Origin of the sequence: Actinomycetospora endophytica (genome assembly GCF_021026375.1) — a bacterium.
Classification (GTDB): domain Bacteria; phylum Actinomycetota; class Actinomycetes; order Mycobacteriales; family Pseudonocardiaceae; genus Actinomycetospora; species Actinomycetospora endophytica.
The window spans coordinates 20,319-39,965 of sequence record NZ_JAJNDB010000006.1; the positions used below are offsets into that span (position 1 = coordinate 20,319).

The window sequence follows — 19,647 nt, forward strand, 5'->3', positions numbered from 1 at the left end:
GATCGGGCCTTTCGGGAGGGTCGTCCGGACTTCAGGGGGCGGTGCTCAGGGGCTCGGGGCCTCAGGGCTCGACGGCGAACGCGCTGGTGAAGCGGATGTCGCCCTCCACCATGTCGCGCATGTCGGGCAGGCCGTTGCGGAACATCAGCGTGCGCTCCAGCCCCATTCCGAAGGCGAACCCGGAGTAGACGTCCGGGTCGACGCCGCAGGCCCGCAGGACGTTCGGGTCGACCATGCCGCAGCCGCCCCACTCGACCCAGCCCGCGCCGCCCTTCTTCTGGGGGAACCAGACGTCGGGCTCCGCCGAGGGCTCGGTGAACGGGAAGTACGACGGCCGCATCCGGATGGCGGAGTCGGGGCCGAACATGGCGCGGGCGAACGCGTCGAGCGTGCCCTTGAGGTGGGCCATCGTCAGGCCCTTGTCGACGGCGAGGCCCTCGATCTGGTGGAAGACCGGGGTGTGGGTCGCGTCGAGCTCGTCGGTGCGGAACGTGCGGCCGGGGCAGACGACGTAGACCGGCAGGTCGCGCTCGAGCAGCGTGCGGATCTGCACCGGCGAGGTGTGGGTCCGCAGGACCTGCTTCGCCTCGGCGGGCTCGGTGTGGAAGGTGTCCTGCATGGTGCGGGCCGGGTGGTCCGGGAGGAAGTTCAGCGCGTCGAAGTTGAACCACTCCGACTCGACCTCGGGCCCTTCGGCCACCTCCCAGCCCATCGCGACGAAGACGTCCGCGATCCGCTCCGAGGTCTGGGTGAGCGGGTGGCGGGAGCCACGCGGGTGCCGGTCGGTCGGCAGCGTGACGTCGACGGCCTCCTCGGCCAGCACCCGGTCGTCGCGCTCGGCGAGCAGGACCTCGTGGCGCTCGTCGTACGCGGCCTGCACCGACTGCCGGGCCTCGTTGACCCGCTTCCCGGCGTCGGCCTTCGCCTGCGGCGGCAGCGACCCGATCTCGCGCCGGGCCAGCAGCACCGGCGAGCGGTCCCCGAGGTGGGCGGGCTTGAGGGCCGTCAGCGCCTCGAGCGTCGTCGCACCGGCGAACGCACTCGTCGCCTCCTCGCGGGCCGCCTCGAGGGTCTCGGGGGACAGCGCGGCGACCTGCTTCGGGTCGAACGAGTCGTTGGTTCCGGACATGCGGGTGGCTGCTGCTCCTGGTTGCGGCGGGTGGGTGTCGAGTCTATCGACCCTGGGCGCGCACCGACGCGTACAGGCACACCGCCGCGGCGGTGGCGAGGTTCAGGCTCTCGGCCCGCCCCCGGATCGGCACCCGGACCCGGGCGTCGGCGGCGGCCGCGAGGTCGTCGGGCACGCCGTGCGCCTCGCTGCCCAGCACCCACGCGGTGGGGCGGGCGAGCAGTTCGTCGGTGGCCGGCCCGAGCTCGGTCTCGCCCTCGCCGTCGGCGACCACCACGGCGAGCCGGGCCGCCCGCAACGCGCCGAGGGCCGCCTCGACCGACCGCTCCCGCAGGACCGGCAGGTGGAACAGGCTCCCCATGCTGGCGCGGACGCACTTGGGGTTGTACGGGTCGACGGCGTCGCCGGTGAGCAGGACGGCGTCGGCGCCGGCCGCGTCGGCGGTGCGGATGACGGTGCCCGCGTTGCCCGGGTCGGCGACCCCGGCCAGGACGGCGACGAGCCGGGCGTGCGCGAGCGCGGCGGCGGGCTCGGACTCGTCGCGGCGGCAGACGAGCACGAGTCCCTGCGGATGCACGGTGTCGGTGAGGGTCGCGACCGCCTTCTCGGTGACGAGCGCGGTGCGGATGTCCGCGGCCCGGGCGCGGATCAGCAGATCCCGCTCACGGTCGGCCACGGCTTCGGTGACGAAGAGGTCGACGACGGCGCCGGGCGTGGCTTCCGCCCGGGCGACCGCGTCGTACGCGGGCCGCACCCCCTCGACGAGGAAACGGCCGGTGTCCTCACGCGCCGCGCGCCGCAGCAGCTTGCGGGCTGCCGCGACGCGCGGGGTGCGTTCGGTGAGAACCTCGCTCAGGCGGCGTCCTCGTTGGTCGCGCCCTTGGGCACGTCCGCGACGGCGGCCTTCGCGGTCTCGACCAGCGCCGTGAAGGCGGCCGGGTCCGAGACGGCGATCTCCGCCAGGTTCTTGCGGTCGACCTCGATGCCCGCGAGCTTGAGGCCCTGCATGAACCGGTTGTAGGTCATGTCGTTGGCCCGGGCGGCGGCGTTGATGCGGGTGATCCACAGCTGCCGGAAATCGCCCTTGCGCTGCTTCCGGTCGCGGTACTGGTAGGTCAGCGAGTGGAGCGTCTGCTCCTTCGCCTTCCGGTACAGCCGCGAGCGCTGGCCGCGGTAGCCGCTGGCCATCTCCAGGGTGGTGCGGCGCTTCTTCTGGGCGTTGACTGCGCGCTTGACGCGTGCCACGTCGTCCTGCCTTAGGTCATGTCGGGGACGGTCGGCCGCCGCGGCGGGACCGGTCCGGGTGGGTGGGGACCGCTCAGATACCGAGCATGCGGCGCAGGCGCTTGTCGTCCTGCGGCGCGACCTCGGTCTCGCCGGCGAGCTCGCGCGTCTTGTGGCTGGACTTCTTCTCCAGCAGGTGGCGCTTGCCGGCCTTCTCGCGCATCAGCTTGCCGGAGCCCGTCACCTTGATGCGCTTCTTGGTCCCGGAGTGGGTCTTGTTCTTCATCCGTCCTCGTCCTGGTCGTCCGGCCGGCCGGGGATCGCACTGTGTGCGGCCCGGGCGGGGGCGGCTCCTGCGTCCCGCGCGGCAGCGGGCCGGCGTCGTCGAGCGACGACGGTACGGCCCGCTGCGCGGGGCCTCAGGAGGCGGGCTCGGGCTGAGCGGCCTGCTCGGCCTCGGCCTGCTGTGCTGCCTGCTGCTTCGGCGTCTTCGCGACCTTCTTGTTCGGCGCGAGCACCATGGTCATGTTGCGGCCGTCCTGCTTCGGTGAAGCCTCGACGAACGCGAGATCGCCGACGTCCTCGGCGAGTCGCTGCAGCAACCGGAAGCCGAGCTCCGGACGCGACTGCTCGCGTCCACGGAACATGATCGTGACCTTGACCTTGTGACCCTGGCCGAGGAAGCGGGTGACGTGACCCTTCTTCGTCTCGTAGTCGTGCGGGTCGATCTTCGGCCGGAGCTTCTGCTCCTTGATCACGGTCTGCTGCTGGTTGCGCCGCGACTCGCGGGCCTTCTGCGCGCTCTCGTACTTGTACTTGCCGTAGTCCATGAGCTTGCAGACCGGCGGGCGCGCCTGGGCGGCGACCTCCACCAGGTCGAGGTCGGCCTCACGGGCCAGCCGCAGGGCGTCCTCGATGCGCACGATGCCCACCTGCTCGCCGTTCGGACCGACCAGGCGGACCTCGGGCACGCGGATGCGCTCGTTGATGCGCGTCTCTACGGTGATGAGTTCTCCTCGGGTTCGACAGTGTTTCCGGCCGCAACCCGGCGAGAGGGGTCCGAATTCCCCACGACATCAGGCCCCGCGCCGTCGTGCTTCGTGGCGGGGGCCCTGACTCGTACCGATCCGGCGGTGCCGGCGGGATCTCTCCCGACGGCGAGCCGTCGTCACCGACCCACGGAGGGCCGGCTGACCGGACCCGGCCACCTGAGGCGGCAGACCGGGTGGGAGGCGGGGCTCCACTTGCCGCTCGCTGAGCAGAGTGCACTCACCGAGCTGGTCGCTCACACCGACTGTACCAGTCCGGCGTGTCGGACGGTCGCCGGGCGTGTCCGTGTCGGGGGTCGGCCCCGGCTCAGCCCGCCTTGGCCCGGGAGCGCTTCGCCGGCGCCTCCTCGGGCGTGACCAGGTCCGCCAGGAACTGCCCGGTGTAGCTCTCCGGAACCGCCGCCACCTGCTCCGGAGTGCCTTCGGCGACCACGGTGCCGCCGCCGTTGCCGCCCTCGGGACCCATGTCGACGACCCAGTCGGACACCTTGATGACGTCGAGGTTGTGCTCGATGACGAGCACCGTGTTCCCCTTGTCGACCAGCCCGTTGATCACGCCGAGCAGCTTCCGGATGTCCTCGAAGTGCAGGCCCGTGGTCGGCTCGTCGAGGATGTAGATCGTCCGGCCCATGGAGCGCTTCTGCAGCTCGGCGGCCAGCTTGACGCGCTGGGCCTCGCCGCCGGAGAGGGTCGGCGCGGGCTGGCCGAGCCGCACGTAGCCCAGGCCCACCTCGGTGAGGGTCTTGAGGTGGCGGTGGATGGCCGTGATCGGCTCGAAGAACTCCGCGGCCTCCTCGATCGGCATGTCGAGGACCTCGGCCACCGTCTTGCCCTTGTAGTGCACCTCGAGCGTCTCGCGGTTGTACCGGGCTCCCTTGCACACCTCGCACGGGACGTAGACGTCCGGCAGGAAGTTCATCTCGATCTTGATCGTGCCGTCGCCCGCGCACGCCTCGCAGCGCCCGCCCTTGACGTTGAACGAGAAGCGGCCGGGCCCGTACCCGCGGACCTTCGCCTCGTTCGTCGCCGCGAAGAGCTTGCGCATGTGGTCCCAGACGCCGGTGTAGGTCGCCGGGTTGGACCGCGGGGTGCGACCGATCGGCGACTGGTCGACCTTCACCAGCTTGTCGAGGTTGTCGAGCCCGGTGACGCGGGTGTGCCGGCCGGGGACCTGACGCGCCCCGTTGAGCTTGTTCGCCAGCACCGTCGCGAGGATGTCGTTGACCAGCGTCGACTTGCCCGACCCGGACACCCCGGTGATCGACACCAGGCAGCCCAGCGGGAACGAGACGTCGACGTCGTGCAGGTTGTGCTCGCGGGCGCCGACCACCCCGACCTGGCGCTTCTTGTCCCGCGGCCGCCGGATGTCGGGGACCGGGATGCTGCGCCGGCCGGAGAGGTAGTCCCCCGTCATCGACGCGGTGTTGGCCTCGAGGTCGGCCACCGACCCGGAGTGCACCACCTGGCCGCCGTGCTCGCCCGCCCCCGGCCCGATGTCGACCACGTGGTCGGCCGCGCGGACGGTGTCCTCGTCGTGCTCGACGATGATCAGCGTGTTCCCGAGGTTCCGCAGCCGGGTCAGCGTGTCGATGAGCCGGCGGTTGTCGCGCTGGTGCAGGCCGATCGACGGCTCGTCGAGGACGTAGAGCACCCCCACCAGGCCCGACCCGATCTGCGTCGCGAGCCGGATGCGCTGCGCCTCGCCGCCGGACAGCGTGCCCGCCGCCCGGGCGAGCGTGAGGTAGTCCAGCCCGACGTCGAGCAGGAAGCCCAGCCGCGCCTCGATCTCCTTGAGCACCGCGCCCGCGATCACCTGCTCCCGCGCGCCGAGCACGAGCCCGGTGAGGAACTCCGCGCAGTCGGCCACCGACAGCGCGCAGATCTCGGCGATCGAGCGGTCGCCCTGGGTCTCGTGGCGCAGCGTCACCGCGAGGATCTCCGGCTTGAGCCGCGTCCCCGAGCACACCGGGCACGGGACCTCGCGCATGTAGCCCTCGTAGCGCTCCCGGGCGCTGTCGGACTCCGCCTGGTCCAGGCGCCGCTCGAGGAACGGGACGACACCCTCGAACGCCGCGTAGTAGGAGCGCTCGCGGCCGTAGCGGTTGCGGTACCGGACGTGCACCTGGTCGGTCGACCCGTGCAGCACGGCCTTCTTGACCGCCGCGGGCAGCTTGCGCCAGGGCGTGTCCATCCGGAAGCCGATCGACTGCGAGAGCGCCGTCAGCAGCCGCTGGAAGTAGTCGGCCGTCTGGCCCATGTTCCAGGGTGCGATGGCCCCGTCGGCGAGCGAGAGCTCGTCGTCGGGCACCAGCAGCTCCGGGTCGACCTCCATCTTCGTGCCGAGACCGGCACAGGTGGGGCAGGCGCCGTAGGGCGAGTTGAACGAGAACGCGCGGGGCTCGAGGTCGTCCACCGCGAGCTGGTGGCCGTTCGGGCAGGCCATCTTCTCGGAGAAGCGGCGCTCGCGGTCCGGGTCGTCCTCCTCGAGATCCACGAAGTCCAGCACGAGGATGCCCTCGGCCAGCCGCAGGGCCGTCTCGACCGAGTCGGTGAGCCGCTGCTTCGCGCTGGCCTTCACCGAGAGCCGGTCGACCACGACCGCGATGTCGTGCTTCTCCTGCTTCTTCAGCGTCGGCGGCTCGGCCAGCGGATACACCGTGCCGTCGACCAGGACGCGGGAGTAGCCCTGCCCCTGGAGCTGGGAGAACAGGTCGACGTACTCGCCCTTGCGGCCGCGGATGACCGGCGCCAGGACCTGGAACCGCCGCCCGGACTCCATCTCGAGCACCTGGTCGACGATCTGCTGCGGGGTCTGCTTGGAGATCACCTCGCCGCACGTCGGGCAGTGCGGGGTGCCCGCCCGGGCGTAGAGCAGCCGCAGGTAGTCGTAGACCTCGGTGATGGTCCCGACCGTGGAGCGCGGGTTGCGGTTCGTGGACTTCTGGTCGATCGACACCGCGGGCGAGAGGCCCTCGATGAAGTCGACGTCCGGCTTGTCCATCTGCCCGAGGAACTGCCGCGCGTACGCCGAGAGCGACTCGACGTAGCGCCGCTGGCCCTCCGCGAAGATCGTGTCGAAGGCCAGGCTGGACTTCCCCGACCCGGACAGCCCGGTGAAGACGACGAGGCTGTCTCGCGGCAGGTCGATGTCGACGCCCGTGAGGTTGTGCTCACGGGCGCCCTTGACGACGAGGCGGTCGGCCACGGATCAGCTCCCTGAAACAGCAGTGCGGGCAGGACGTCCCGCCCTGCATACCCCGGGGCACCGACAGCCTCGTCCGCGGTGACGGATCGCCCTGCCTCACGGGGGTCTCATCCCATGCTAAGAGCACCCGCCGACAGCGCCCGCCGCACCCGGACCGGGGCGACGGACGGCACGTTCCCGACGGCGGGCCGCAACCGCGACCCGACGTCGTCACCGCGCGGCGTGCGGCGAACGGACGAGCGGGTGGGCCCCGTGGGTGACGGACGCGACCACCACCCGCCCTCGCCGAGACCTCCGAGACGACGACGGGCCCATGAGGCAGGCGCGGACCGCCGCCGGGATGGCTCCAGGGCCCCTGATCAAGGAAACCGGGGACGACGAGGGGCGCCGGTACCGGGCAGACTGTCGGGCGTGGAGCTCCTCGACGCATACACCGGACACGTCGACCCGGAGGGCCCGGCCGCGCGGCGGGACCTCGGCGCGGTGACCATCACGAAGGTCTCGGTCGGGCCGATGGACAACAACGCGTACGTGCTGGTCGACAAGGCCACCGGCCGCACACTGCTCATCGACGCGGCCAACGAGACCGACCGGCTGCTCGACACCGTCGACACGGTCGGCTCCCGCGACGGCTTCAAGGACCTCATCACCACCCACCAGCACTGGGACCACGTGCAGGCGCTCGGCGAGGTCATCAAGGCGGTCTCCCCCACCACGTACGCCCACCCGCTCGACGGCCCGGAGCTGCCGGTGGCGCCGGACCGGACCGTGGGCGACGACGACCAGGTCCGCTTCGGCGACTCGTTCGTCGAGGTCATCCACCTCGACGGTCACACCCCGGGCTCGATCGCGCTGTACTACCGGGACCCGGACGGCACCGGGCACATCTTCACCGGCGACAGCCTCTTCCCGGGCGGGCACGGCAAGACCGCGACGGTCGAGCACCACAACGCGCTGATGGACGACCTCGAGCGCAAGGTGTTCGGCCGGTTCGACGACGAGACCTGGGTCTACCCGGGCCACGGCGACGACACCACGCTCGGCGCCGAGCGGCCGTCGCTGCCGGAGTGGCGCGAACGCGGCTGGTGAGTCGTCGCTAGACGCCCGGCGCCGCCGCACCCGGCGCCGGGACGGTGCGGCTCATCAGGGAGCGCGCCACCTCCATCACCAGGTCGCGGTCGTGGACCACGGCGTACTCCATCTCGCCGACCCCGCACGGCCGCGCCACCAGGGCGGCGGCCACGTGCGGCCCGACGACGGCGACGTCCCATTCGTCGCGCAGCGGGTCGCCGTCGGCGAGGGCCGCGCCGCGGACGCCGCCCGGCAGGGGGCCGGACGCGCCGACGAGCGTGACGAGGGCGGAGTGCTGCGCCACGGCGGCGAAGCGACGGGCCCGCTCCGCGCGCGGGGCGCCGTCGGGTCCGACGGAGCCGAGCAGCACCGTCGGGCCCTCCGCGGAGACCGCGCGCTGCTCGAGCAGGGTGGCGACGACGCGCACCTCCTCGACCGAGCCGCGGTGCAGGCGACGGACGCGGGCGACCGCGTCGAGCGGGCTGAGCCGGGTCGGGCCCTCGGGACCCCGGGCGACGGGGGCGCCCGGGCCGGCCACCGGCATCCGGCCGGAGCCCACCGGCAGCGGGCCGGGCCGGGCGAAGCGGTACCCCTGGGCGAGAGTGGCGCCCAGGGCACGGGCGGTGCGCTCGTGCTCGAGGGTCTCGATGCCCTCGGCGAGGACGACGGCGTCGTTGCGCTCGGCGTAGGCCCCGACCGCCGCGGCGACCCGGGCCACCTCCTCGTCGACCGGGTGCTGCACCAGGCGCTGGTCGAGCTTCACGACCTCGGGACGCAGGAACGGCATGAGGGCGAGCGAGCTCGGGTGGCTCCCGACGTCGTCGAGCGCGACGGCGATGCCCACGTGGCGCAGGCGGGTGGCGAACCACTGCAGCCGGGCCGGGTCGCCGGTGAGGGCGCGTTCGGTGAACTCCAGGACGAGCCGGCCGCCGCCGCGCAGGAAGGTCACCGCCTCCTCCGGGGGCGGACCGAGCGGGATGCCGTCCGGCTCGATGTTGAGGAACAGCGCCGACGGGCCCGCGGACCCGGCCGCGAGGGCGGTGCGCAGGGCGAGCACGCGGCAGTACTCGTCCAGCTCCGCGAGCTCACCGCGGGACCGGGCGTGCCGGAAGAGCTTCTCGGGGCAGTGCCACTCCCCGGCGGGTCCGCGGGTGAGCCCTTCGTGGGCGACGACGGCACCCGTCGAGAGGTCGACGATCGGCTGGAAGACCGTGGTGAGCCCGGAGAGTTCGGGCTCGGCGTCGACCGCACGCAGCGCGTCGGTCACGAACCACCTCTTCCGCCGGGAACACCTGGGGGTACCCGTTTGTGCGACGGCCCTACCAGGCCCGGCACGACCACCATCAGTACACGGAGCGTACCCGGGTGGACCGAACGAGCTAGCCGTCCCCCACCGACACCACCCTCACGGGCGATACGGGTGACCCGACGGTGTCGGTGGCCGTCGACGGCACCGTGCGCGCGAGCAACGAGCGCGCGACGTCGAGGACCAACGGGCGGTCGTGGGTGAGGACGTAGTCGAAGGCGCGGTCGGGGTCCACCCCGCCGGGGCCGTCGGCGTCGTCGAGATCGCGGGCCACGAGCGCGGCCGCGAAGTGCGGGCCGACGACGGCGACGTCCCACTCCCGGAGCACCGGGTCGCCGGGCGCGAGGTCGGCCCCGCGCACCCCCGGTTCCGGCTCGGCGGGCATCCCGGCGCCGATGGCCCCGACGAACGCGGCCGAGCGGCCGAGGTCCCGGTAGCGCCGGCGCGCGCCGGGGGTGAACGACGAGGCGCGCTGGAAGGCGGCCACGACGACGGCGAGCTCCCCCAGCTCGGCCGCCTGCCGCTCGAGGAAGTGGCTGACCGACAGCAGCAGCGGGGCGGTCGCCCGCCGCGGCGTGCGGACCCGGGCGACGGTGGCGAAGGGGCTGCCGCGCGGGACCCGGGCCGCCGGGCGGCGCCAGGGCGGGACGAGGCGGGGCGCCTGGAGCCCGGGCAGGATCGCCGCCGCGGGTTCCGCCGGGCCGAACCACCAGCCCTGGCCGAGCGTCGCGCCGAGGCTGCGGGCGGTGGCGAGGTGGTCGCGGGTCTCGACGCCCTCGGCGAGTACGAGCGCCTCGCTGTGCTCGGCGTACGCGGCGACCGCCGACATGATCTCGGCGACCTCGGGCCCGGGGTGGGCGTGCACCAGCCGGAGGTCGAGCTTGACCACCTCGGGGCGCAGGAACGGCATCAGCGCGAGGGAGGCGGGGTGCGCGCCGACGTCGTCGAGGGCGACGTGGAAGCCGTGGGCCCGTACCTGGTCGGCGAACGAGAACAGGCGGGCCGGGTCGGCGGTGAGGTCCCGCTCGGTGAGCTCGGCGACGACCCGCACCCCACGCTCGGCGAGGTCCGAGGTGGCCGTGAACGGCACCAGCTCCGTGGCGACCGTCAGCGGCTCGACGTTGACGAACAGCGCGAGGGGACCGCTCATGCCGGACGCGTACGCCTCCTCGACCGCACGCCCGCGGCACAGCAGGTCGAGCTCGGCGACCCGTCCGGCGCGGCGGGCCGCGGCGAACATCGCGTCCGGGCGGGCGAGGGGGCCGTCGACCGGACCGCGGATGAGGGCCTCGACCCCGACGACGTCGCCCCCGACGAGATCGACGATCGGCTGGAAGACCGGCTCGACGGCGCGCTCGGCCAACAGCGCGTCGAGCGCCGCGACCTCGTCGTCGTCCTCGTCGAGCACGGACACTCCTTCCTGACGTGTCACCACTCACCGTGCCAGGCATCCCCCGAGAGGAGGGCACCGGCCCCGAGACCGGACAGCCGTCGTCACACCGTGTCACCCGAAAGCGTCGTTCGCCATGGCAACGGGGGACGGGTGCAGACTGGCGCCGATGGACTCCACGCGCATCGACCGGTGGCTGTGGGCGGTGCGCCTGTCGAAGACGCGGGCCGACGCCGCCACCGCGTGCCGGGGCGGGCACGTCCGCGTCAACGACAAACCGGCGAAGGCCTCCACGCCGGTGCGCTCCGGGGACACCGTGCGCACGCGCCTCTACGACATCCCGCGGGTGGTCGAGGTCGGCCGCGTGATCGAGAAGCGGGTCGGCGCACCGGAGGCCGTGACCTGCTACGTCGACCACACCCCGCCGCCCCCGCCCAAGGGGGAGATCCCACCGGTGCCCCGGCGCGAGCGCGGCGCCGGCCGGCCGACGAAGCGCGACCGGCGGCGGATCGAGGCCTTCGAGCGGGCGTCGCTGCTCCACGGCGTCGAGCACGACCTGGCGGTCGAGCCCGACGCGGTCGAGGCCGACCTGGAGGACTGAGGACTCGGATCCAGGACGGCAGGCACCGCGTCATGAGACCCCGCCCCTACGCCGACGGCACCTTCCGGCCGCCGGCGGTGGGTCCGACCTACTGACCGTTGCGGGTGACCGAGAAGTTCGTCGTGACCAGTCCGGTGCCGCCGATCCACGGCTCGAACCCGGCCTGCACGCTCGTCATGAACCAGTTCGGCTTCGCGACCCCCCGCTTCTGGGCGTCCGCGACGAAGCTCGGGATCGACATGTTCGCGACGGCGTTGGTCTGCTGCTTGCGGACGTAGGAGATGACCGGGACGCCGTTGTCGCCCTGCCAGACCTCGTAGGGCACCCCGTCGAGGACGACGTCGCCGGTCTGCTTGCCGATCGGGTTCACGCGGTCGGTGTGCTTGAGCCAGACCATGAGCTCCAGCCCGGTCGGCGCGCCCTCCTTGCGGGCGGTCGGGTCGAGCCAGATGTCGTAGGCGACGTTGTAGTCACCCTTGTCCGGGGTGGTCGTGCTCCAGGAGGTCCGCAGGTCGCCGAGGTCGGCGATCGGGCGCGGGAACGGGGTGCCCTTGGTGCAGTTGCCGTAGTTGCAGCCGAAGACGATCGACGGGTACGCCGCCGGGCCGCTGTCCTTGTTGTGGTTCGCCTCGACCCGGAAGCCGGTGTCGAACGCGAAGACGCACTGCGACTCGCCGCCACCGCCCCAGAGGTCGTTCTGCACCTCGTAGCGCCCGCCCTGGACCGGGGTCGACCCGTACTTGTCGCAGACCTTCTTCTCGGTCACCGCGGCCGGCGCCTTCGTCGTGGTGGGCGCCTTCGTGGACGTGGGTGCCGACGACGACGTGGTCGGCTCGGCCGTCGTCGTGGGTGTCGCGGTGGACGTGGCGGACGTGCGCACCGCGGCGGGGACCAGGGCCGCGTCGGTCGCGGAGCTCGCCGCGCTCTGGGGGACCACCGTCGTCAGGACCACGAGCGCCACCAGCCCGAGCCCGCCGACGAGGGCCCGCAGCGCCTCCGGCCGGAGCCGGCGCGGCTCGTCGTGCCGCCGGTGGCGACCGGCCCCGCGCCGCACCCGTTCTCCAGCTCCGCCGTCGTTGGTCGTCGGCCACCTACCGCTCATCCCGCGCGCCCTCCCCGTTGGACCGTTCAGCGCGGCGGAACGTACGTTCGGCGCAACATGACGCGCCAGACGGAGTCAGTCGTTCGTGCACGTGGGGGCACGGATGCCACCCACACGGGTGGCGCGTCGCGTGATCTCAGACGCCGTCGCGCGTGGCGTTGAAGGCGTCGGTCGAGAGGCCGGTACCGCCGACCCACGGCTCGAAGCCGGCCTGGAGGTTCGTCAGGTACCACTCCGGCTTCACGACGCCCTGGCGCGTCGCGTCGCGCACGAAGTCGGTGATCGGCAGGTCGAGGACCTCGCGCACCGACTGCTGGCGCACGTAGGAGATGACCGGCACCCCGTTGTTGTCGCCCTGGTAGACGTCCCAGGGAGCGCCCGCGAGAGTCACGGTCCCGGTCTTGTCGCCGATGGGGTCGATGCCGCCGGCGCGGATCGTCCAGATCATCAGCTCGGCGCCGGTGTTGTCGCCGTCGCGGCGCGGCGTCGGGTCGAGCCAGATGTCGTACGAGGCGTTGAAGCGGCCCTGGTCGGGGACCGTCACCGCCCAGCTGGACCGGACGTCGCCGAGGTCGGCGAGCGGCCGCGGGAACGGGGTGCCCCGGGTGCAGTTCCCGTGGTTGCAGCCCCACACGATCGACGGGTAGGCGGCGGGGCCGGAGTCCTTGTCGTGGTCCGCCTGGACGCTGAACCCGGTGTTGAACGCCGTCGTGCACTGCGGGGTGGACGCGCCCCAGGCGTCGTTCTGCACCTCGAACCGCCCCCCGGCCACCGGCGTCGACCCGAACTTCTCGCACACCTGCGGGCCGGTGCGGCTGCCGATCGCGGACAGCGGGGCGAGGAGCTTCGGGACCAGCGGCGGCGCCGGGGCGGCCGGCCGGGCCGGTGCCGGGGCCGCGGCCGGGAGTGACTGCTGCCCGGCGAGGTTCTGCGCCGTCGGGTCGACCGCGATCGGCGGGACCGTGGGCGCCTGCGAGGAGCCGCACGCCGTCGCCAGCAGCGTCAGTGCCGCGACGAGGGCCACCAGGAGAACGCGTGGAGCACGCGTGGGTTCGCCCACGCGGGTGAGGCTAGAGGATGCGCCGAACGCTGTAGCGCGCGGCCTCGACGCCGTGTCGTCGCAGGTCGGCGGGGGTGTCCCCGCCGAGGATGACGGCGACGGCGAGGGCGGCAGCCGCCGGCGCGGTCTCGATGCCCGACCCGCCCTGACCGGCGAACACGTGCAGCGCCGGATGCTCCGGACGATCCCCGACCACGAAGCAGCGGTCCGGCGCGAAGGTGCGCTGGCCCGCCCACGCGGTGACGACCGAGCGGAGCCCGAGGGTGGTCACCGCGTTCACGCGCTCGATCGCGAGGGCGACGTCGAGGTCGTCCGGCTTGGCGTCGCCGGGCTCCTGCGGGGTCTCCTCGGAGGGCGAGACGAGCAGGTGGGCGCCCTCCGGCTTGGCGTACCAGGAGTCGTCCACGGCCACGGCGAACGGATCGTCGGGGTCCACCGGTGCGCCGGGCGGGACCCGCACGATCGCGATGGTCCGCCGGTACGGGGTGAGGCCGATCGGCGGCGCTCCGGCCAGTCCCAGCAGCCGGTCGGTCCACGCGCCGGCGGCGAGCACGACGAGGTCGGTGTCGAGGGTGGTCCCGTCGGCGGTGGTGACCCGCCGGCCCGTCGTCGTGGGGTCGATCCCGACGACGGGTGCCCGCGTCCGAATCTCCCCGCCGTGCGCGCGGAAGCGCTGCCGGTAGTACTGGTGCAGCCCGATCGGGTCCGCGTCCATCGCGTCCTCGACGACGGCGGCCGCCCGGACCGCGTCACGGCGCAGCGCGGGCCAGCGCCGGACGGCCTCGTCGACGCCGAGCTCGGTGACCGGGCCGAGCGGGAGGATCTCCTCGCGCAGGGTCCGTTCCTCCTCGGCCGTCTGCGCGACGTGCAGGACCGGGCGCGGGCGCAGGAACGGGTGGCCGGCGTCCTGCGCGATCGCCGTGAAGCGGTCGAGCGACGCCGCGATCAGGTCCCGGGTCGGCGGCGGGCCGTGGCCCGGGATGTAGCTCGCCGCCGAGCGCCCGGTGGTGTGCCGGGCGGTCTCCGGCTCGGCCTCGAGGAGCACCGGGCGTTCGACCCCGGCCGCGGCGAGCTCCGCCGCGACCGACATCCCGGCGATGCCGCCGCCGACGACGACCGCGCCGTGCCCGCTCACGAGGACCGCAGGTCCAGCCCCAGGTCCAGCGCCGAGGACGAGTGGGTCAGCCCGCCGACGGAGAGGAAGTCCACCCCGGCGGCCCCGTAGGCGGCGGCAGTGTCGAGGGTCAGCCCGCCGGAGGCCTCCAGGCCCGTGGTCGGGGCGCCGGCGTTCCGGCGCCGGACCGCCTCGGCGCACTCGTCGGCCGAGAAGTTGTCCAGCAGGATCAGCTCCAGGCCGAGGGTCAGCGCCTCGTCGAGCTGGTCGAACGAGTCGACCTCGAGCTCGCAGGGCAGTTCCGGCGCCGCGGACCGGGCCGCCCGCACCGCCGCCGTCACCGACCCGGCCGCGGCCACGTGGTTGTCCTTGATCAGCAGCGCGTCGCCCAGCGACATCCGGTGGTTGACCCCGCCGCCGCAGCGCACCGCGTACTTCTGCAGCGTCCGCAGGCCCGGCACGGTCTTGCGGGTGTCACGGATGCGGGCCGGGGTGCCCTCGACCGCGTCCACCCACGCCGCGGTCGCGGTCGCGACCCCGGACAGCTGGCAGAGCAGGTTGAGGGCGGTGCGCTCGGCGGTGAGCAGCGTCGTGAGCGGGGCTCGGACCGTCAGCGCCGTGTCGCCGGGCTTCAGACGGTCGCCGTCGGCGCGGGCGTCGAGGATCTCCAGCTCGTCGCCGCAGACCTTCTCCAGCACCCGGACCGCCACGCCGACGCCGGCCAGCGTGCCCGCGGGCCGCGTCCGGAACTCCCCGACCGCCACCGACCCGGCCGGCACGCAGGCCGCCGTCGTGCGGTCCGGGCCGTCCCGGAGGTCCTCGTCGAGGGCCCGGTCGACGATCGCGTCGACCTCCGCGGCGTCCAGCCCGACGGGCAGGGTGGTCGTGCTGGTCATGCGGCACCTCCGAGAACCCGGTCGGTCGAGGACAGCGTCAGTCGCCCGTCGACGAGCGTGACGGCGGACGACGCGGCCTGCCAGCGGTCGTCACGACGCGGGTGGTCACGCCGGACGTGGCAGCCCCGCGACTCGGTGCGCGTCCCGGCCGCCGCGAGCAGCGCCCCCGCCGCGAGGGTGAGCGCGGCGTCCTCGACGGCGGCCCGGTCGGTCAGCGCGCGGTCGACGGTCACCGACTCGATCGCGTCGGAGGTCGCGGCCAGGCCCGCCGCGTCGCGCCCGACCGCGGCGCCGCGGCTCATGGCCCGCTGCAGGGTCGCGCGGTCCGCGGCGCCGGCGATCGGGGTCGCCGGCTCACCGGGGCGGATCACCGGCCGCGGCCCGGCCAGCGCACGGGCCACGTCGATGCCGGTCGCACGGCCCACGACGAGGCCCTCGAGCAGGCTGTTCGAGGCGAGCCGGTTGGCGCCGTGCAGGCCGGTGCGCGCGACCTCGCCCGCCGCCCACAGCCCCGTCACCCCGGTGCGCCCCCGCGTGTCGGTGATGACGCCGCCGCAGGCGTAGTGCGCGGCGGGCCGGACCGGGATCGGGTCGCGGGCGGGGTCGACCCCGATGGCGTCGCAGGACGCGGTCACCGTCGGGAAGTGCCGCCGGACGTCCTCCACCCCGGTCGCGTCGAGCAGCACGTGGGGCGCGCCGGTCCCCGCGAGGACCGCGGTGATGGCGCCGGCGACGACGTCACGCGGGGCCAGGTCGCCCCTCGGGTCGACGCCGTCCATCACGGGCCGCCCGGAGAGGTCGACGAGGTGCGCGCCCTCGCCGCGCAGCGCCTCGGTGACCAGCGGCGCGCGCCCTCGCAGGCCCGGGACGGCGAGCGCGGTGGGGTGGAACTGCACGAACTCGACGTCGGCGAGCGCCGCGCCCGCGCGCAGGGCCAGTGCCCAGCCGTCGGCGGTCGCGACCGCGGGGTTCGTCGTCGTCTCGTAGAGCCCGCCGACGCCGCCGGTGGCGAGCAGGACGGCCGGTGCGCTGATCACACCCACGCGTCCGTCGTCGTCGACGACGTCGAGCCCGGTCACCGAGGATGCCTGGCGCACCGCGACCGCGGTGTGCCCCGCCAGCACCGTGACCTCGCCGGGCAGGGCCGCGAGCAGGGCCCGCTCGACCTCGGCGCCCGTCGCGTCGCCGCCCGCGTGGATGACACGGGTGGTGCCGTGGCCGCCCTCGCGGGTGCGGGCGAGTCTGCCGCCGTCGTGGGCGTCGTCGAACACCGCGCCCCGCGTGCGGAGCTCGGCCACCGCCGACGGTCCGCCGCCCAGGATGTTCCGGGTCGCGGCCTCGTCGACCAGACCACCGCCCGCCGCGAGTGTGTCCGCGACGTGCGCGTCGACGCTGTCGCCCGCGACGTCCCCGAGCACGACGGCGATGCCGCCCTGCGCCCAGCGCGTCGAGCCCTCGTCGGGGGCGTCCTTGGTGACGACGACGACCCGCAGGCCGCGTCGCGACGCCGCCGTCGCCGCCGAGAGCCCGGCGACCCCGGAGCCGACGACGACGAGGTCGGCGGCCGCCGTCCAGGTCGATGGTCCGGCTCCGCTGCGCTGCGCGTCCCGGGTGGCGCTCACTCCCCGCCCCCGGGCCGGCCGATCTCGATCATCCGCTGGACCGACGCGCGCGCCTTCTCCGCCGTCGCCGCGTCCACGTGGACCTCGTCGCGGCCCTCCCGCAGCGCGCGGGTCAGCGAGCCCGGGGTGATCGTCTTCATGTAGCCGCAGGCCGCGCGCTCGTTCACCGGGCGGAAGTCGACGGCGGGGTTGGCCCGCTGCAGCTGGTGGAGCATCCCGACCTCGGTGGCCACCAGGACGCTGCGCTTCGTGGTGTTCTTCGCGGCGTCGAGCATGCCGCCGGTGGAGAGGATGTGGACCTGCTCGCGCGGCACCGCGCCCTCGCCGGCGAGGTAGAGCGCGCTGGTGGCGCACCCGCACTCGGGGTGGACGAACAGGTCGGCATCAGGATCGGCCTCGGCGCGGGCGGTGAGCTCGGCGCCGTTGATCCCGGCGTGCACGTGGCACTCCCCCGCCCAGACGTGCAGGTTCTCCCGGCCGGTCTCGCGGCGGACGTGCGCGCCGAGGAACTGGTCGGGCAGGAACAGCACCTCGCGGTCGGCCGGGACGCTCGCGACGACGTCGACCGCGTTCGACGAGGTGCAGCAGACGTCGGTCTCGGCCTTCACGGCCGCCGTCGTGTTGACGTAGCTGACGACGACGGCGCCCGGGTGCTCGGCCTTCCACGCGCGCAGCTCGTCGGCGGTGATCGAGTCGGCGAGCGAGCAGCCGGCCCGCGCGTCGGGGATGAGCACCGTCTTCTCCGGCGCCAGGATCTTCGCGGTCTCGGCCATGAAGTGGACGCCGCAGAAGACGATGGTCGACGCGTCCGCCGCGGCGGCGATCCGGGAGAGGGCCAGCGAGTCGCCGGTGTGGTCGGCGACGTCCTGGATCTCGGGGCGCTGGTAGTTGTGCGCGAGCACGACGGCGTCGCGGTCACGGGCCAGCCGGCGGATCTCGGCCGCCCACCGCTCGATCTCGGAGGCCTCGGTCAGCGACCGGGGCTCGACGAGGTCGGTCGGAGGCTGGTGGGCCTGCGCGTCCACGGTGACGGTCATGGCGGTCCTCCCCCGGGCTGGCGCGCTCATGGTGGGAACGCGGGGCCCCGGTGCGGCGGTCGAGGTTTTCGCCTTTTGGTCGAAAACGTGGGCGACAGTACGCCGCGACCACGCCCGGTGCCACCCGTCCGGTCGGGCGGTATGACCAGGGACACGCCCGGCGCCCGCTCGGCCCCATCACCGTCAGCCCGTGTGCACGGAGCGCTACCGTGGCGGCGTGGAGGCCGAGGGCCTGATCGCGCACGACGTGCTGGCCGTCGTCCTGCGCATCACCGGGACGGTCCCCTCCGTCCTGCTCTGGCGGCGGGCCCGCGAACCGCACGAGGGCCGATGGGCGCTGCCCGGCGGCCGGCTGGGCGCGACGGAGGACGTCGAGGCCTCGGTGCGCCGCCACCTCGCCGAGAAGGTCGATCTCGCGGAGGTCGCCCACGTCGAGCAGCTCTCGGTGTTCAGCGATCCCCACCGCGGTCCGGCACCGCGCCGCGTCGCGACCGCGTTCCTCGGCCTCGTCCCCTCCGACGCCGACCCGGCGATCCCCGACGACACCGCCTGGCACCGGGTGGACGCCCTGCCGCCGACCGCGTTCGACCACGGCGAGATCACCCGCGTGGGCCTCGACCGGCTGCGCGCGAAGCTCTCCTACACGAACATCGGCTTCGCGCTGGCCCCGGACGTGTTCTCGATCTCCGAGCTGCGACGCCTCTACGCCGCCGCGCTCGGGCACCACGTCTCGGCCACGAACCTCCAGCGGGTGCTCACCCGGCGCGGGGTCCTCGTCCCCACCGGGACGACGGCGGCGCCGGGGCCCGCCGGGGGCCGGCCGGCGGCGCTCTTCCGCTTCTCCGAGCACACCCTGCGGGTGACCGACCCGTTCGCGGCACTGCGTCCGCCGTCGGGAGCCGGGGCCGTCTGAGCAGGTGCTGCGGCGCACGCGCTTGCGCGCCCGGGCGCGACTGCGGGTCGTGCCCGCTCCGCTTCGTCTCCTGTCGTCCACCCGGCGACGGCGGGCCGCAGACCGTAGCGTGGCCGCCGTGGACAGGGGCGAGCGACGCGACGGGGGGCGTGTCGAGACGCTGCCCCTCTTCCCGCTGGGCACGGTGCTGCTGCCCGGGGCACCGCTCCCACTGCACGTCTTCGAACCCCGCTACCGGCAGCTCACCATCGACCTGGTCACCGGCGCGGTGCCGGGCAAGCAGTTCGGTGTGGTCGCGGTGCGGGAGGGGTGGGGTCCCGACGACGGGCCGGAGGGCCTGCACGAGATCGGGTGCACGGCGGCGCTGCGCGAGGTCCGGCGGCTGCCCGACGGCCGGTTCGACATGCTGACCATGGGCGACCGGCGGTTCCGGCTGATCGACGTCGACGACTCGACCGCCCCGTACCTCGTCGCGAACGTCGAGTGGCTCCCCGACGTCGAGGGCGGCGACCCCGAGGCCATCGAACCCCTCGAGCGGGCCGCCCGCGCCGCGCACCGGCGCTACTGCACGACGGCGAGGACCTACCGCCGTCACGCCGACGCCGCGGAGTCGATCCTCGAGGAGGCGGACGAGGACGACGACGAGACCCTGGAGCCGGACGAGGAGCCCGCGCTCTCGGCGGAGGCGCCGCCGATGGGCGCCGACGACGACGAGCCGGTCGACGCGTCGGTGCTCGCCCACGTGCTCGCGGCCGACTGCCTGCTGCCGCTCGGGGACCGCCAGGAACTCCTCGAGCAGACGTGCCCGCGCAAGCGCCTCGAGCTGGTCTCGCACTCGATGGCGCGGGAGGCCGAGCTGCTCGGCCGGTTGAACGCGGTCTGGGCGCCGACCGCGAAGTTCGCGGTGCCGTCGAGCGACAACTGAGTC

18 protein-coding genes are annotated in these 19,647 nt (G+C 74.0%); 4 read left to right on the forward strand and 14 right to left on the reverse strand.

Annotation, left to right across the window (positions count from 1 at the left end):
* Positions 1–61 precede the first annotated feature (61 nt).
* The 6 genes from pheS to uvrA all read right to left on the reverse strand — a co-directional run bounded on the left by pheS (position 62) and on the right by uvrA (position 6,607).
* Positions 62–1,129 (reverse strand): phenylalanine--tRNA ligase subunit alpha, encoded by a 1,068-nt coding sequence (pheS, locus tag LQ327_RS23785; protein ID WP_230738267.1) that lies wholly within the window; start codon positions 1,127–1,129, stop codon positions 62–64.
* 43 nt (positions 1,130–1,172) lie between these two features.
* Complete coding sequence (locus tag LQ327_RS23790; RefSeq protein ID WP_269070828.1) at positions 1,173–1,985, reverse strand: TrmH family RNA methyltransferase; 813 nt, start codon at positions 1,983–1,985, stop codon at positions 1,173–1,175.
* Entirely contained in the window at positions 1,982–2,374 is a 393-nt protein-coding gene (gene rplT / locus LQ327_RS23795; protein ID WP_230738269.1) for a 50S ribosomal protein L20, read from the reverse strand. The genes LQ327_RS23790 and rplT overlap by 4 nt, the downstream gene beginning before the upstream one ends.
* A gap of 73 nt (positions 2,375–2,447) precedes the next feature.
* Positions 2,448–2,639 carry a 50S ribosomal protein L35 gene (rpmI, locus tag LQ327_RS23800; RefSeq protein WP_230738270.1) on the reverse strand — a complete coding sequence of 64 codons (192 nt, stop codon included), beginning with the start codon at positions 2,637–2,639 and terminating at the stop codon, positions 2,448–2,450.
* A gap of 133 nt (positions 2,640–2,772) precedes the next feature.
* The gene (gene infC, locus LQ327_RS23805; RefSeq protein WP_230738752.1) at positions 2,773–3,360 is read right to left on the reverse strand and encodes a translation initiation factor IF-3; all 588 of its coding nucleotides are present in this window, start codon (positions 3,358–3,360) and stop codon (positions 2,773–2,775) included.
* A 349-nt stretch (positions 3,361–3,709) separates the two neighbouring features.
* A complete protein-coding gene (gene uvrA / locus LQ327_RS23810; protein WP_230738271.1) occupies positions 3,710–6,607 on the reverse strand; it encodes an excinuclease ABC subunit UvrA in 2,898 nt (965 codons plus the stop codon).
* 411 nt (positions 6,608–7,018) lie between these two features.
* Here uvrA and LQ327_RS23815 point away from each other — a divergent pair, with 411 nt between their 5' ends.
* The gene (locus LQ327_RS23815; protein ID WP_230738272.1) at positions 7,019–7,696 is read left to right on the forward strand and encodes an MBL fold metallo-hydrolase; all 678 of its coding nucleotides are present in this window, start codon (positions 7,019–7,021) and stop codon (positions 7,694–7,696) included.
* Between the two features lie 7 nt (positions 7,697–7,703).
* On the opposite strand, the gene LQ327_RS23820 is transcribed toward LQ327_RS23815, so the two are convergent.
* Positions 7,704–8,945 carry an EAL domain-containing protein gene (locus tag LQ327_RS23820; protein ID WP_230738273.1) on the reverse strand — a complete coding sequence of 414 codons (1,242 nt, stop codon included), beginning with the start codon at positions 8,943–8,945 and terminating at the stop codon, positions 7,704–7,706.
* Between the two features lie 112 nt (positions 8,946–9,057).
* Positions 9,058–10,392 (reverse strand): sensor domain-containing phosphodiesterase, encoded by a 1,335-nt coding sequence (locus tag LQ327_RS23825; protein WP_230738274.1) that lies wholly within the window; start codon positions 10,390–10,392, stop codon positions 9,058–9,060.
* 151 nt (positions 10,393–10,543) lie between these two features.
* Between LQ327_RS23825 and LQ327_RS23830 the strand changes: the two genes are divergently transcribed.
* Positions 10,544–10,975: an RNA-binding S4 domain-containing protein gene (locus tag LQ327_RS23830; protein ID WP_230738275.1), complete on the forward strand. Its 432-nt coding sequence runs from the start codon at positions 10,544–10,546 to the stop codon at positions 10,973–10,975.
* 88 nt (positions 10,976–11,063) lie between these two features.
* Here LQ327_RS23830 and LQ327_RS23835 read toward each other — a convergent pair whose 3' ends face one another.
* The 6 genes from LQ327_RS23835 to nadA form a co-directional block, all read right to left on the reverse strand.
* Positions 11,064–12,077 (reverse strand): GH12 family glycosyl hydrolase domain-containing protein, encoded by a 1,014-nt coding sequence (locus LQ327_RS23835; protein WP_230738276.1) that lies wholly within the window; start codon positions 12,075–12,077, stop codon positions 11,064–11,066.
* Positions 12,078–12,213: 136 nt separating this feature from the next.
* On the reverse strand, positions 12,214–13,137 hold the full coding sequence (locus LQ327_RS23840; protein ID WP_230738277.1) for a GH12 family glycosyl hydrolase domain-containing protein: 924 nt from the start codon (positions 13,135–13,137) through the stop codon (positions 12,214–12,216).
* A gap of 10 nt (positions 13,138–13,147) precedes the next feature.
* The gene (locus LQ327_RS23845; RefSeq protein ID WP_230738278.1) at positions 13,148–14,272 is read right to left on the reverse strand and encodes an NAD(P)/FAD-dependent oxidoreductase; all 1,125 of its coding nucleotides are present in this window, start codon (positions 14,270–14,272) and stop codon (positions 13,148–13,150) included.
* Positions 14,269–15,147 (reverse strand): carboxylating nicotinate-nucleotide diphosphorylase, encoded by an 879-nt coding sequence (gene nadC, locus LQ327_RS23850; RefSeq protein WP_230738279.1) that lies wholly within the window; start codon positions 15,145–15,147, stop codon positions 14,269–14,271. Before nadC ends, LQ327_RS23845 begins: the two co-directional genes overlap by 4 nt.
* The gene (gene nadB, locus LQ327_RS23855; protein ID WP_230738280.1) at positions 15,144–16,769 is read right to left on the reverse strand and encodes an L-aspartate oxidase; all 1,626 of its coding nucleotides are present in this window, start codon (positions 16,767–16,769) and stop codon (positions 15,144–15,146) included. Before nadB ends, nadC begins: the two co-directional genes overlap by 4 nt.
* Positions 16,766–17,806, reverse strand: a complete 1,041-nt coding sequence (gene nadA / locus LQ327_RS23860) for a quinolinate synthase NadA (RefSeq protein ID WP_230738281.1) — start codon at positions 17,804–17,806, stop codon at positions 16,766–16,768. The genes nadB and nadA overlap by 4 nt, the downstream gene beginning before the upstream one ends.
* A 217-nt stretch (positions 17,807–18,023) precedes the next feature.
* Here nadA and LQ327_RS23865 point away from each other — a divergent pair, with 217 nt between their 5' ends.
* Positions 18,024–18,719: an NUDIX hydrolase gene (locus LQ327_RS23865; RefSeq protein WP_308286364.1), complete on the forward strand. Its 696-nt coding sequence runs from the start codon at positions 18,024–18,026 to the stop codon at positions 18,717–18,719.
* Between the two features lie 118 nt (positions 18,720–18,837).
* Positions 18,838–19,644, forward strand: coding sequence for an LON peptidase substrate-binding domain-containing protein (locus LQ327_RS23870; RefSeq protein WP_230738282.1), 807 nt, complete (start codon positions 18,838–18,840; stop codon positions 19,642–19,644).
* Positions 19,645–19,647: the final 3 nt, after the last annotated feature.

Excerpts from the sequence above, each read along its gene's own strand:
- LQ327_RS23830 (WP_230738275.1), top strand. The coding sequence starts at position 10,544 with ATGGACTCCACGCGCATCGACCGGTGGCTGTGGGCGGTGCGCCTGTCG.
- nadA (WP_230738281.1), bottom strand. The coding sequence starts at position 17,806 with ATGACCGTCACCGTGGACGCGCAGGCCCACCAGCCTCCGACCGACCTC.
- nadC (WP_230738279.1), bottom strand. The coding sequence starts at position 15,147 with ATGACCAGCACGACCACCCTGCCCGTCGGGCTGGACGCCGCGGAGGTC.
- pheS (WP_230738267.1), bottom strand. The coding sequence starts at position 1,129 with ATGTCCGGAACCAACGACTCGTTCGACCCGAAGCAGGTCGCCGCGCTG.
- LQ327_RS23835 (WP_230738276.1), bottom strand. The coding sequence starts at position 12,077 with ATGAGCGGTAGGTGGCCGACGACCAACGACGGCGGAGCTGGAGAACGG.
- rpmI (WP_230738270.1), bottom strand. The coding sequence starts at position 2,639 with ATGAAGAACAAGACCCACTCCGGGACCAAGAAGCGCATCAAGGTGACG.